A 13,661-nucleotide genomic window follows, 5' to 3' on the forward strand; every position below is an offset into this window, starting at 1 on the left:
TGTCACTCAACAGCAAGCGTAGCGCTCGTTCAACGCTGTCCTATCGTCGATCGAGCCAATGGGGAGAGTAGCAGTGGGACCCCTAGAACACGTTCAATATCGAGCAGCTCCCTTAGTATCTCCAACTTCGAGATTACTCGCAAAATAACAGCGATGTGACGCCACTTAAATAGTAACAACATCAATCTCAGCGAAAGAATATTGGAACTGTACTCAACAGAACAAAACAAGAGTCGCCAAGACCCCGGTCCCTTTAAGAAGAAACTCTCTCTATACCGCGTATCTCGAACGTCCATTTTCACTAGACGAAAACAAATAGAGGAACCTGACGCACGTTATAAGATAATTGGAAAATCCGGATGGCTGCTCAACTTCAACTCAATCTTATTCTTGAAGTTGAGCAGCCAAAGGAACTTCCATTCAAACCGCCGCAAACACCAAACATCTACCGTGGGCGCCGTTGCTCTTTTTCAGGCAAGACCCAATCGTCGCCGCTTGGATCAGTTTGGTACCAAAAGGCAACGGTAGTGACATCATCACGACGCTCAAAAAGATAATCACCACGATCCCCGATTTGTTGGAGAGTAACTTTAAGCCTTCGAGAAAATCTCACAGGATCCAAAAGATGCCATCTATACATCCCATGTCCTGGTGGCAGATCTTTGGCATAAGGTGAAACTCGGCTGTTATCACGACTAATCTGCTGATGATACCCCAAGTACAGAGAACAATAAGCCACTGGTTTTGGATCTTCATACCCATCCCACTGGTCACGAAAACCCCAAGCGCCACCGACATAGTCTTCCAAGCCAGTTCCGACAATTGTGGCAAAATCTTGGTCATCATCAATATAAAACTTGAGCTCTCCTTCGCCGTACCAAAATCTCTCTAGTTGGCTCAGAAAAATGAAGCTACCAACGTAAGCTCCCGATCCCTGCGTGTCGAGAACGACATGATCTTGTCCGAGCTGGTTAGTGCCATTAGTGCGTCGCCATTGTGAGTGCAAATAACACAGATCATCGGGAAATGATTCCTCAAGCGAATAATCAACCTGATAGAAGAATCCTTCGACCACTTCAGAGTGGTCACTAACTATTTCAACTACAGCTCTTTCTCTAAATGGCATTTGGAGATAGCAGTTAAGCCCCCCAGTTGGCGCTGCGACCATAACTGAGGAAGAATAGTTAACCACCTCGCCGAATCCACATCCAAAGAAGTCTCCAATTGGAACGTCTATAGCTGGGTTTTCCGCCGAATCCCACGTTATTCTTATCCGGATATTTCTCAGAACGAATGGCTCAGACTTAGTTCTCGCTGGCATAGTGAACCACAGGTGACGAATCTGACCGGGTCCCTTAATATCCACAATCTTGACTGTTTCTCCTGGAGGGATAGATATGCAAGGCCTACCCTTCCTGCCAACTCCTAGCTTCGAGGAGGATCTTCCTCCGTTTCCAGGCGAACCGCACGGGTTTTCTGCCGTTATAGAACGTGAAAGGACGGGGAGATTCCTCGCATAATCAGGGAAATTCATATTAGTTTTCAAGTGACTAATCCTTTTCACTTAACTGCTCCAGCAGTGACGCCCCTCGTCAACGTTCTCTGGAAGAACGCGAAGAAAATGAGCGTGGGTAACAACGTGAGCAGAGATGCGGCCGCCATTTGGGTCACGTCAAGCGTGTTCTGTCCCTTTAGATTTGCCAGAGCAATTGGTAAAGTCTGAGAATCCGGTCCAACCAGCATGATCATCGGAATCAGGAATTCATTCCACGTCCAGACGAAGAAAAACACCAGCAAAACAGAGAGCGAAGGACGCATAATCGGGTAAACAATGCTAATTAGGACCCTGAAACGACCAGCACCATCCACCTGGGCCGCCTCAAGCATTTCTCTCGGAAATGTAGACATTACGGAGGACAACAGATAAGTCCCCATCGCTGCCTGCAGAACAGAGAAAATAATAACAACCGACCAGATCGAGTTATGGAGGCCTATTGCTTGAACACCGTAAAATAGAGGATACAAGAGTGCCTCTTGTGGCAACATCGTTGCGATCAAGAGGACAAAAATAACTCCAGTACGCCCCTTGATTCGACCAATACCAAGTGCGTAAGCAGCCAGAAGTGACAAACACGTGCCGACTAGAGAAGTTACACCTGCTGTAACTATGGAATTAAACAGAAGTCTCGGAAAATTAACCGTTTCCAAGTAACGCTGAAACGCACTCACAGTCCACTGCTCTGGTAGAGCTACCGGGCCATTGATGGAATATTCAGCTGGACTCTTGAACGAGTTAATCACCACCAAATACAGGGGAGCAAGCATCAATACGGCTACAAGGGCGGCAATTACTAAGACGCCATATTTAGTCAAAATAAAAGAAAGCGGTTTCCTCGCCTTATAGGCATCGCGAGCATACTGAGATGTTTTTTGCATCGAACTCTTACTCCTCCTCAATTGCCTTCGACTGCCAATAGACAAGCCCACCAGCTATGACGCAGATCGTTACCGCCAAGACAGTCGCAGATGCCGCTCCATAGCCAACCTTCGATAGCTCAAAGAAGTTCCTGTACGAGAAGAAAGAAGGGACGTACGTCGAGAATTCAGGTCCTCCACGGGTCAGCACCATCACAGGCGCGAACAACTTTATCGCGCCGATAGTTGCTGTCAGAACAACAACGAAAATGTCGGCACGGATGTTCGGAATGGTAATATGCCTGAATCGCTTCCACCAGCCCGCTCCATCTAACTGAGCTGCCTCATACAGAGACGGATCAACTCTCTGCAAACCTGACATGAATATCACAACCGGATATCCGATCTGCAGCCATATCATCATCAACATGATTGAGTACAGCGCTAAGTCCGTGTTCCCCAGCCAGTCAGGCGCGAGTCCTGTACCTACACCACGGAGTATCTCATTTAGTGCTCCATCTCTAGTGTTTAAAATCCAACTCCATAAGACGCCCGCCACGGCGACAGGCAAAATCTGCGGAATGTAATATGTGGCCCTCAAAAATGACGCTATCGCACTATTAAAATGCCTGCCGATAAAGTCAAACAGGGTAGCCGCCAGGATCAAACCAATCACAGTCGGTATAATCGCTATCGCGAAAATCATGTATATAGTGTTCACAAAAGATGACCAAAATAGTTTATCATGCATTAGATCTACATAGTTTGACACTCCAACCCATTTCATCTCAGCCTTACCACCCTTCCAGCTATAGAAGCTCAAAAGTGTGTTCACGATGAGAGGAAGTAGGACCACTACACAAAAACCGATAGCCAATGGTGATAAATAGGCCCAATAACTACGTCGCTCTTTATCTCTCCATCTCATAGGTCGCTTCTTTCGATAGAGCATTAACTTATTTAAGTTCACTTGTTACTCTCGTAGTAGTCTTTCATTCCTGCGAGGAATTCTTCGCCACTCTGCGATCCAGACACAAGTCCCTGCAGCCCAGCCATCTGATAATCAAGAAGTCCGGGAACTGGATAGTCAGGGTAGAAAGACAGGCGATCTTCAGATTTTAACAACTGGAACGTCTCATTCATTTCTTTCATGCGTTCATCTTCAATAGTCGACGGATCCACCACGACCGGAATTCCACCAATTCTTGCAATCTCACCTTGAACCGATTCACTCAGAGTCTTTTCTATCCACGCTTTCGCGCATTCCTTGTTCTTAGCGTCGCTCGGAATCGCCCACAAATGTCCCGAGGTTCCCGCCGTTAACTTCGCTTCGGGAAATTCCAACAATCCCCATTCAAACGGAGCCTCTTCGTTGATTCGAGTAAAGGACCAAGTGCCACTTGCCATAAAAGGCATTTCGCCAGCAATAAAGGCTCGCTCCATATCATCACCTTTCAGTCCAGCAAGCTGATGACCCAAGTACCCCTTGCTAATCCACTCTTCGAGGTGCTTCGTCCCCTCTGCAAACGCACCGCCCGTAATGTCTGCGGGGCCGGCGAGCAGAATGAAGTTGTCGACTTCTTCTCGCGAAGCATCTTGCGAGATCAGCTGCCACCATGTCTGCAATACAGCATGCTCGCCCGCATTCGAGGAAATTGGCGTGACCCCAGCCTTTAGCAAATCATCGAACACTGTTTCTAGCTCGGCCATTGAGCTTGGCATTTCAGTGATGCCATGCTCAGCTAACAAGTCTTTATTGTAGTAAAATGTATAGTAACTTGCAGTCGACGGCACGCCATACCATTCACCAGCTCCCGCATTACCATTATCATCGTATTTTGCTAGGGCTGATACAGCCCCATTCAGCTCCTTATCCCAGCCATTCTCCTCCACAAGGTCCGTCAATGGATCAAGAAGTCCCTGGGATGCTAACTGGCCCGCATCCGCATTACCCGTGTTAACGAGCACAACATCAGGCACGTTTCCTCCCGAAAGCAGAACCTTCGCGTTCGAGCGGAAAGACTCAAAATTGGTCGACGACCACTCCACATCAAGTGAGGGATTCTCTTCTTGAAACTCTGCCAGCCCTTTTTGCCACCCCTTGTACTGCGCAGTAGCTGTTGTCTCATACTGTAGAATTGTACATTTCCCTTCCAGCTCCCCGGACGCTTTCGCCTCACCAGACGTTGCATTAGATGACTCACCACCTGCGCTTCCACAAGCAGAAAGCATGATGCTCAGAGCCATAATCCCAGTGCATGCAGTTCGAATTCTCGACATCATCGTCCCTTTCTAAGAATCAATATTACGGAAGCCCATCCGCAGAGGTAACGTTACCTCGCATCGTTGCTATACGCAAATCACGAAAGACTACGCGAAACCTCTGCCCAAGTAAAAGCAGCCTTATTTTTGCTGAGGCCTCTCGGGCTTTCGACCCTCCACCACTCCTCGAGACGAGCCTTCGAAAGCCTTTAATGTTGAGCAAATAGACCATGCTACGATTGAAGAACGATGATTACGATAAAGGATGTTGCCAAAGCCGCAGGGGTTAGTCCAATGACGGTGTCAAGGGTCGTAAATCGAACTGATAACGTTAACTCTACTATGCGGAAGCGTGTACTTCGCGCGGTTGAGCAGCTCGGATACGTGCCGAACCTGTCAGCATCTAAGCTGAGGGGGAAAAAGAGCACCCATTGGACAATTGGGCTAATTCTAAGAGACGTCGCGAACCCATTTTCTGCAGAGCTTCATCGCTCAATCGAAAAATCTCTTCGCGACTCTGGATCTCTAACTCTTACGGCGAGTAATGATGACGATCGGGATTACGCCCGCGAGCTCGTCATGACAATGCGCGCACACCAAATCGATGGTTTGATTATCGCACCTCCACCAGGAAACCAATCGTATCTGGGTGCAGCGGCAGAAACCGGTTTACCGATCGTTATCGTCGACCGTCCATCCGACTTCGAGCAGATTCCCTCCGTTATCTCGGACAACTATGACGGAATGCGACAAGCCACGCGTCACTTGATTTCGTATGGACACCGACGTATAGCGTATTTAGGAGACGAAGCCTCGGTTCCGATGACCGCTCGTCGCGATGGATTCCTAGCAGGGCTTCAGGAGGCAACAATAGACACCACTGAGGCTATTATTCGCCTCGACCAATTTGACCCAATACAGGCGAGAGAGACAGCTGTATCGCTTTTGGAATCCAATAATCCACCCACCGCGTTCATTGGCTCCAGAAACCGAATTAATGTGGCCATTATTCAAGCGCTTCGAGCGACCAAGCGTAGCGAAGAAATAGCAATGGTTGGATTCGACGATATAGAACTTGCCGCAGAACTGGATCCAGGTATGACTGCAGTTGCGCAGAATCCAATTTTGATCGGACAAATTGCTACCGCCATCCTAATGGATATGCTTGAGAACAATCGGGTTCAGGATCAGTCGGTTGTGGTATCGACGCGGCTGATCAAGCGCGGCTCAGGAGAGATTTCACGTACACAACCACTTAACTGAAGCGGGATTCCTTTCACGCTGATACACAAGCAGCTATCTAATTTGAAAGCTACTATCCCTTGCCACAAGCTACGCGATTCTGCTTCAAACACATGCAATCACCTGGCATTTATTCGCTGACACGCACAGAAGCTAGTTTTCGCGAATTGGTCTACAATGCCACTAGGCATCCGCTTGCTCTCGTATGAGGCTTTGTAATCCTGACAACGGTTTCAAACACTACTGTCTCGAAGCCAGTATCACGATCTCTTCCCAGCCATTTTGCGTATGGACTTTTGTAGGGTGCCAGAATTTTTACCGCTAAATTTTAGCCCTTTCACCATGGGCCTAATCTTGGCGGCGGCTGCATGTCTGGGCGTATATCCACCTAGTCCGAATGCGGGCTGAAAGATAAGCGACACACAGGTAGGTGACTACTCTAGGTTTCGCAAGTGTGGTTTCTTTTGATAGTCGCTGTCCAATCTGTTGCATAAGCTGCCTCGACCATAGAAAGGAGGTTTTGAGCGCAGCAGACTCTGTCTTCTCAACAGTGGCTCATCACGCGCATCGGGCGCACTTGACGCAGCATTGGTCACATGTGACCCCGCATGAGGGTGTGCCCGCTCCCCTGCCTCAGCCCGGGAGCAAACCTACAGTGTTACTTCACATCACTGCGCTTGCGGCGCGTTGTCAACGCAACATCTCCCAGCAAGAGCACTCCAGCAAGAACATCCGTGTTGAGCGTGTACACGTGGCTTCCGTGAGACCTAGACACGTCGGTTTTGCACACGAAATTTATTAAAACTGGCGTGAGCTGCATGAAGATTCACGGAGGTGCTAACCTGCGGTGTGCCCGACCGACGCCACAGGGAAAAACCCGCCGTACTGCAATAAGATGACCCTGATGCAAGAAACACACTTGTCCGCCAGGACATGCCAGGAACTGCGATCTCACATCGACCAGCATCTGAAGCCCGGTGACCGTCTTCCCTCGGAAAAAGACCTCGCCACACTGCTGTCGGTGTCGCGTACCACTGTGCGCGCAGCCCTCGAACAGCTCTGGCTTGAAGGCAAAGTGGAACGCCGCTGGGGTGCCGGTACATTCGTGCGCAAATCCGCCGAGCTCCCTCAGCACATTGACCAGGTCTTCGTCGACGTCCAGTCAATCGACACCGTGTTCGGCACATTCGTCCAGCGCGGCCACCAGGTTTCCTACCTGGATACCGCGTGCGAAAAAGTCACGCCACCCACGATTGTGCGCGCGCTTCTGCCACCCACCTCTGAGAAGGAATGCTGGCGCATCACGCGCGTCATCGGTGTGGATGGGGCTCCCGCAATGCTGGTCTACGATCACATTCCGCTCAGCATTGACGGCGTTGACCTGGATCCGAGCCCGATGATCGAGTCAGTGACCACGCTGACCAAACTCACCGACGAATGGGGTATCCGCATCGAACGCAACGACGCGACTGTGGAAGCCATATGCGCTCCGCTGGCAGTTGCCGAAACGCTCGGCATCAAATTGCGCACCCCCATCCTGCGATCCACTCAAACCGCCGAAGTGCGCGACGGCCTGGCCGTTGCCGTCACGCTGATCTATCAGAACCCGGCAGTGATGAGCGCACGCGTCGTCCGCGCGCAGCGATCCAACTGACGCCCGACGATTCGATCAACACACGGCGTCGCCCTCGCCAATTCTCCAAAAAGAGTTATTGACGAGGGCGCCCGACCGCCGCGAACCGGCGACCTAGAAACGCGAACGCAGCGCGCTTTCCTGCATGTCGCGAAGCTCGGTGATGTCAGCCATCCAGCCGTTGCCGTTGCCTGAATCAGTCAGTACGTCACCGCCGGTGATCACCACCATGTCGCCACCGGTCGTGCCGATGCGCGCCGCCTGCACGCCCTCAGCCTCTGCAGCTGCGTACACCGCCGGCAAGGATTCTTCGGCCACGGCCACCATCGCTCGGCCCTGCGACTCAGACAGCAACATGACGAAGTCATCCACGCCTGCGATGCCAGCTGCCTGCGCGATGTCGAAACTGCCGCCGATGCCGAAACGAAGCGCCGAATCCACCAGCGACTGGATCAGACCACCATTCGACAGATCATGTGCCGCGCGGATCAAAGGCTGTCCATCAGGGCCGTCAGCCGCAGACAGTGCTTCCAGGACTCGGCCCAATGCCATCTCGGCTTCCAGATCAACCTTCGGGGGCAGGCCACCGAGGTGATCATGCACGATGCGTGCCCACGCCGACCCGTCCAGCTCATCGCGGGTGGAGCCGAGCAGCACCACAGCCAGCCCTTCAGCGGTCCAGCCAGACGGATTTGCGCGACGCACGTCATCCATCACGCCCAGCAAGCCGACCACCGGGGTGGGGTTGATCGAGGAATCAAACTGACCTTTTTCCGTTCCCGAGGAGTTGTACAGGGAGACGTTTCCGCCGGTCACCGGCACACCCATCTCCACGCAACCGTCAGCCAGGCCTTCCATCGCGGTGACCAGCTGCCACATCGCGTCCGTATCCTCCGGATTACCGAAGTTCAGGCAGTTCGTGATTGCCACGGGGCGAGCACCCACCGTCGCGACATTGCGGTAGGCTTCCGCGAGCGCCTGGCGGGCACCCTCGTACGGGTCAAGTTTGGTGAACCAGCCGTTCGCGTCCGTTGACAGCGCCACGCCCGCACCGGTTTCTTCGTCGACGCGCACCACGCCGGCATCATCGGGCTGCGCGAGCGCCGTGTTGCCCTGCACGTAACGGTCGTACTGATCTGTCACCCACGCTTTCGACCCCTGGTTGACGTCCGACAGCACCGTGCGCAGCGCCTCATCCAACTCGGCGGCAGTCTGCGGGCGCGCCAAGCCGGCTGCCTCCACAGTGTTGTCCTGCAGCTCGTCCTGCCATGCGGGACGCGCGTACGGGCGGTCATAGACCGGTCCTTCATTCGCCACGGTCTTGGGATCCACATCCACGATGCGCTGGCCGAAGTGGTCGATCGTCAGGCGGCCATCACCGGTGACCGTGCCGATCACGGCGGCTTCCACGTCCCACTTGTCGATGATTTCGAAGAAGCGCTCACGATCTTCAGGGGTCACGATCGCCATCATGCGTTCCTGCGATTCGGACATGAGGATCTCACCGGCTGTCAGGGTCGGGTCACGCAGCAGCACGTTCTCAAGATCCACATGCATACCGGAATCGCCGTTGGCAGCCAGTTCCGAGGTGGCGCACGAGATTCCCGCCGCGCCCAGGTCCTGAATGGCCTGCACCACGCCTGCGTCGAACAGCTCGAGGCAGCATTCGATCAGCACTTTTTCCATGAAGGGGTCACCGACCTGCACCGAGGGGCGCTTAGTGGGCATGCCGTCGTCGAAGGTTTCCGACGCCAGAATCGAGGCGCCGCCGATGCCGTCGCCACCGGTGCGTGCACCGAACAGCACCACCAGGTTGCCTTCACCGGACGCGTTCGCCAGGTGGATATCGTCGTGACGCAGCACGCCCAGGCACAGGGCGTTGACCAGCGGGTTGCCCTGGTAGGACGGGTCGAACTCGGTTTCGCCGCCGATGTTCGGCAGGCCCAGGCAGTTGCCGTATCCGCCGACACCGGCCACCACGCCGTGCACGACACGGGCGGTGTCCGGGTGGTCGAGTGCGCCGAAACGCAGCTGGTCCATCACGGCTACCGGGCGTGCACCCATCGACATGATGTCGCGGACGATGCCGCCCACACCCGTGGCAGCACCTTGATAGGGTTCCACGAATGAGGGGTGGTTGTGCGATTCGACTTTGAATGTCACAGCCCAGCCGTTGCCGACGTCGACGACGCCGGCGTTCTGTCCCATGCCGACCAGCAGGTGTTCGCGCATGTCGTCAGTGGTTTTCTTGCCGAACTGTTCGCCCAGGTGTTTCTTCGAGGACTTGTATGAGCAGTGCTCGGACCACATCACCGAGTACATGGCCAGTTCCGCGTTGGTGGGGCGGCGTCCCAGGATCTCGCAGATGCGCTGGTATTCGTCGTCTTTCAGGCCGAGTTCGCGGTAGGGCATCGCTGTGTCGGGCGTGCGCGCGGCGTCCTCAACGGTGTCGGGGGTTTCGACCGGGATAGGCGCGCCTGCCGCGCCGCGGTCAGCGTCATGTGTGGGGGTCATGTCAAGCTCCAGATTCTCAGTTGTCCACAGGCTGTGTCCACATGCTTGTGGACGGTGGCGCCGTCGCGCCTGCTTCCCTGTGGATCAAATTGTGTATGGGTTGTGGATAGCGGGGTCATGGACGAGGGCGAACGCCGCTGCGTCGTCATGCCTCACTTACCCCACCAATGTGGCCAGTGCGGAAGCGAACAGTGTCAGGCCGTCGGTGCCGCCATGTCCGGAAACCTCAACGGAGCCGTCCCCGCCGAATGATTTCGAGCGCTGCGCGCGACGAACCGGTCCGAAACCGCTTTCCACGGCGTGCTCGGGGTGCGGCATGAGGCCAACAACGTTGCCCTGCTTATTCGTGATGCCGGCAATGTCGTGAGCCGACCCGTTCGGATTGACATCCACGTAGCGGAACACGACGCGACCCTCATCCTCAAGCCGCTTGATCGTGTCGGCGTCAGCCTGGAAGCAGCCTTCGCCATTCTTGAGTGGGACTGTGATCGTCTGTCCCTGCGTCAGGCTCGAGGTCCACGCGGTGTCCGCGTTCTCCACACGCAGCGTCTGATCGCGGCAAATGAACTTCTGGTGCGTGTTGCGGATCAGTGCGCCTTCCAGCAGGTGTGACTCACACAGAACCTGGAAACCGTTGCAGATGCCCAGCACCGGCATGCCTGTGCGGGCCGCGTCAACGATCGGCCCCATAATGGCGGACACCGCTGCAATGGCGCCGCACCGCAGGTAGTCACCGTAGGAAAAGCCACCGGGCAGAATTACTGCGCCCACGCCCTGCAGGTCCGTGTCCTTGTGCCACAGGCGCACCGGCTCACCTCCGGCCAGACGCACAGCGCGAGCCGCATCCTGGTCATCGAGCGTGCCCGGGAAAGTCACGACTCCGATTTTCACCTTCGGACTCATTGCGCATCACCGTGAGCGCCCTCGTCAACGAGAAGTTCTTCGACGCGCACGACGTCCTCAATAATCGGGTTTGACAGGACTTCTTCAGCGGCGCGGCGTGCCTGGGCGAGGTGCTCATCCGTGACGGCGCCCTCCACATCCAGGTGGAAGCACTTGCCCTGACGCACAGATGTGAAACTGGAAATTCCCAGTCGCGGCAGTGCGGATCCGACTGCTTTTCCTTGCGGGTCAAGGATTTCTGGTTTCGGCATCACTTCAACAATGATTCGGCCCACTGGGTCCTCCTGGTTTCTTAAGGTGTCGGCGGTTAATGTGGTAGCTCTGTCAAACGGTTCACTGACGTGGCTGGTTGCCCGGTTCCGGTGCCTGACCGGTGAGCAGCGTGTACGCATCGACGTAGCGTTGACGTGTCGCCTCAACGATCCGGTCAGGCAGGCGCGGCGGCTGCTCGCCACTGGCGCGATCCCACCCGGATTCTGCGGAGGTCAGCCAGTCGCGCACATACTGTTTGTCGAAGCTGGGGGTCACCTGGCCTTCAACCCACTGGTCGGCGGGCCAAAAACGCGACGAGTCCGGCGTGAGTGCCTCATCAGCCAGGACCAGCTCGCCACTGTCAGGATCCACACCGAACTCGAACTTGGTGTCAGCGATGATGACGCCGCGCTCGCGAGCGATGCGCGCCGCCTCCGAATACAGCTTGATGGACGTGTCGCGCAGCGCTGCCGCCACGTCGCGCCCCACCATGTCGGCTGCACGCTCGAAGGAGATGTTTTCGTCGTGTTCACCCAGTTCAGCCTTGGCTGCGGGGGTGAAGATCGGTTCAGGCAGTTTCGAAGCTTCGGTCAGGCCTTCCGGCAGGCGGATCTCGCACACTGTGCCGGACTGCTTGTATTCCGCCAGACCGGAGCCGGTCAGGTATCCACGCACCACGCATTCGATGGGATACATGGTGAGCTTCTTGCACACTACTGCGCGCCCTGCGACCTGGGCGGGCACCGGCTCATCAAGCAGGTGGTTCCCCACAATCGAATCGAGCTTGTTCATCCACCACGTCGACAGTCCTGTCAGCACCAGGCCCTTGCCGGGGATTTCGGTGGGCAGAATATAGTCGTAGGCGCTGATACGGTCCGACGTGACCATCAGGAGTACGCGCCCGTCCTCACTTTGGTACAGGTCACGCACCTTGCCAGAATTAACGTGTGTCCACCCGTCCAGTTCGACTGCCTCACTCATTTTCTTCTCCCTCACTCCTTGCGCTGAACTGCTGATATGCGTGCGCCTAGGCGCTGAGTCCGTCTGGCCATTGCGCGATGTCGCGCCGGAATTGACATTCAGGAAAGTCAATGCGCCCGATTGCCTCGTACGCTGCGCGCCGCGCCTCGTCAATGGTTGCTGCACGCGCCACGACGTCCAGTACGCGTCCCCCATCAGCGACGAGGGTGGCGTGCGCTTCACTGTCCTGCGCTGCGCCGACACTTTTCGTGCCGGCGTGGATGAGGTGGACTCCGGGGAGTTCCTCTGCGGCTTCGGCTCCGCGGATCGTTTGGCCGGTGCGCGCACGAACGGGGTATCCAGGTGAGGCCAGGACGACGGTGACTGCCGCATCGTCACTCCAGGTCGGGGCCGCGACTTGGTCAAGGGTACCGCGCGATGCTGCGTCGAGCAGGTCAAGCAGTGGGGATTCGAGGCGCTCCAGGACGACCTGTGTTTCCGGGTCACCGAAGCGGACGTTGAATTCGACGACACGCACTCCGTTCGAGGACATCGCCAGCCCGCAGTACAGCAGACCGGTGAACGGCGTACCGCGCTGCGCCATGCGGCGCACCGTTGGTTCTGCGATGGTGCGAACAACCTCGTCGGCAAGTCCGTCGTGGAGCCACGGCAGCGGCGAGTAGGCACCCATTCCACCGGTGTTCGGCCCTTCATTGGCGTCCTGAAGGCGTTTGAAGTCCTGTGCCGGAACCAGTGGGACGACGTGTGTACCGTCGCTGATGCAGAACAGGGAGACTTCCGGCCCATCGAGGTAGTCCTCGATGACAACGGCACCGTCGGGACGATCCAGACAGTGGCGCGCATGTTCGCGTGCAGCGTCAGAGTCAGCGGTAACCAGCACACCTTTGCCTGCGGCCAGTTGATCGTCTTTGACAACGTGAGGGGTGGTGCATGTGCGGAGCGCCTGGTCGACCTCATCCATTGTTTGACAGGTGAAGGAGCGGGCAGTGGCGACGCCGGCCTCGTCCATGACAGTTTTGGCAAAAGATTTTGATGCTTCGAGGCGGGCGGCTTCCTTGCCTGGGCCGAAGCATGCGATGCCCTGCGCGCGAACCGCGTCAGCCAGTCCGGCGACGAGGGGGGCTTCCGGTCCGATGATGACCAGGTCAGCGTTCAGGTCGCGTGCGCGCTGCGCGATGGCGTCCGAGCTGTTCGGGTCAGCGGGGTTGGCATCACCGAAGTCCACGGGCGTGGCGATGCGGTCGATTCCGGGGTTTCCGGCTTGAGCGAACAGTTCAAGCGGTGTGCCGCGTTCAGCCAGAACACGGGAGTGTGCGCCAGTACGGATCAGTGCGCGCGCGATGGCATGTTCGCGCCCACCATTGCCAATGAGCAGAACCTTCACACCTTCAGCCTACCGAACTGTCAGGCCGTAAACGACGCCTCAGTCCCCTACTTTCGGTTAGACCAGTCACCCCCA

At 55.7% G+C, this 13,661-nt stretch carries 11 protein-coding genes and 1 pseudogene; 3 read left to right on the forward strand and 9 right to left on the reverse strand.

The features are described from left to right. Positions 1-445: 445 nt before the first annotated feature. The 4 genes from BLT69_RS08910 to BLT69_RS08925 form a co-directional block, all read right to left on the reverse strand. A complete protein-coding gene (locus BLT69_RS08910) occupies positions 446-1,534 on the reverse strand; it encodes a glycoside hydrolase family 172 protein (protein ID WP_083314545.1) in 1,089 nt (362 codons plus the stop codon). Between the two features lie 26 nt (positions 1,535-1,560). Next, a complete protein-coding gene (locus BLT69_RS08915; protein WP_092648846.1) occupies positions 1,561-2,436 on the reverse strand; it encodes a carbohydrate ABC transporter permease in 876 nt (291 codons plus the stop codon). A 7-nt stretch (positions 2,437-2,443) separates the two neighbouring features. Next, a complete protein-coding gene (locus tag BLT69_RS08920; RefSeq protein WP_257590312.1) occupies positions 2,444-3,250 on the reverse strand; it encodes a carbohydrate ABC transporter permease in 807 nt (268 codons plus the stop codon). Between the two features lie 131 nt (positions 3,251-3,381). Further along, entirely contained in the window at positions 3,382-4,662 is a 1,281-nt protein-coding gene (locus BLT69_RS08925; protein WP_157886393.1) for an ABC transporter substrate-binding protein, read from the reverse strand. A gap of 264 nt (positions 4,663-4,926) precedes the next feature. Between BLT69_RS08925 and BLT69_RS11265 the strand changes: the two are divergent. The 3 genes and pseudogenes from BLT69_RS11265 to BLT69_RS08935 form a co-directional block, all read left to right on the forward strand. Continuing rightward, a pseudogene (locus BLT69_RS11265) lies at positions 4,927-5,058 on the forward strand (LacI family DNA-binding transcriptional regulator); the annotation flags it as partial. Between the two features lie 3 nt (positions 5,059-5,061). Continuing rightward, positions 5,062-5,940 (forward strand): LacI family DNA-binding transcriptional regulator, encoded by an 879-nt coding sequence (locus BLT69_RS08930; RefSeq protein ID WP_257590313.1) that lies wholly within the window; start codon positions 5,062-5,064, stop codon positions 5,938-5,940. Positions 5,941-6,823: 883 nt separating this feature from the next. Then, a complete protein-coding gene (locus BLT69_RS08935; RefSeq protein ID WP_058237314.1) occupies positions 6,824-7,573 on the forward strand; it encodes a GntR family transcriptional regulator in 750 nt (249 codons plus the stop codon). Between the two features lie 93 nt (positions 7,574-7,666). On the opposite strand, the gene purL is transcribed toward BLT69_RS08935, so the two are convergent. The 5 genes from purL to purD all read right to left on the reverse strand — a co-directional run bounded on the left by purL (position 7,667) and on the right by purD (position 13,586). Next, a complete protein-coding gene (gene purL / locus BLT69_RS08940) occupies positions 7,667-10,066 on the reverse strand; it encodes a phosphoribosylformylglycinamidine synthase subunit PurL (RefSeq protein WP_058237315.1) in 2,400 nt (799 codons plus the stop codon). 156 nt (positions 10,067-10,222) lie between these two features. Beyond that, positions 10,223-10,957, reverse strand: a complete 735-nt coding sequence (gene purQ, locus BLT69_RS08945; RefSeq protein ID WP_257525574.1) for a phosphoribosylformylglycinamidine synthase subunit PurQ — start codon at positions 10,955-10,957, stop codon at positions 10,223-10,225. Between the two features lie 8 nt (positions 10,958-10,965). Further along, entirely contained in the window at positions 10,966-11,244 is a 279-nt protein-coding gene (locus BLT69_RS08950) for a phosphoribosylformylglycinamidine synthase subunit PurS (RefSeq protein WP_058237317.1), read from the reverse strand. A 58-nt stretch (positions 11,245-11,302) separates the two neighbouring features. After that, entirely contained in the window at positions 11,303-12,202 is a 900-nt protein-coding gene (locus tag BLT69_RS08955) for a phosphoribosylaminoimidazolesuccinocarboxamide synthase (protein WP_058237318.1), read from the reverse strand. A 46-nt stretch (positions 12,203-12,248) separates the two neighbouring features. Next, positions 12,249-13,586, reverse strand: coding sequence for a phosphoribosylamine--glycine ligase (gene purD, locus BLT69_RS08960; RefSeq protein ID WP_058237319.1), 1,338 nt, complete (start codon positions 13,584-13,586; stop codon positions 12,249-12,251). Positions 13,587-13,661: the final 75 nt, after the last annotated feature.

Origin of the sequence: Schaalia radingae, assembly GCF_900106055.1 — a bacterium.
Lineage (GTDB): Bacteria > Actinomycetota > Actinomycetes > Actinomycetales > Actinomycetaceae > Pauljensenia > Pauljensenia radingae_A.

What these genes read in the sequence shown, in the direction of transcription:
- BLT69_RS08910 (WP_083314545.1), bottom strand. Translation starts at nt 1,534, where the DNA reads ATGAATTTCCCTGATTATGCGAGGAATCTCCCCGTCCTTTCACGTTCT.
- BLT69_RS08915 (WP_092648846.1), bottom strand. Translation starts at nt 2,436, where the DNA reads ATGCAAAAAACATCTCAGTATGCTCGCGATGCCTATAAGGCGAGGAAA.
- BLT69_RS08925 (WP_157886393.1), bottom strand. Translation starts at nt 4,662, where the DNA reads ATGGCTCTGAGCATCATGCTTTCTGCTTGTGGAAGCGCAGGTGGTGAG.
- BLT69_RS08935 (WP_058237314.1), top strand. Translation starts at nt 6,824, where the DNA reads ATGCAAGAAACACACTTGTCCGCCAGGACATGCCAGGAACTGCGATCT.
- purL (WP_058237315.1), bottom strand. Translation starts at nt 10,066, where the DNA reads ATGACCCCCACACATGACGCTGACCGCGGCGCGGCAGGCGCGCCTATC.
- BLT69_RS08955 (WP_058237318.1), bottom strand. Translation starts at nt 12,202, where the DNA reads ATGAGTGAGGCAGTCGAACTGGACGGGTGGACACACGTTAATTCTGGC.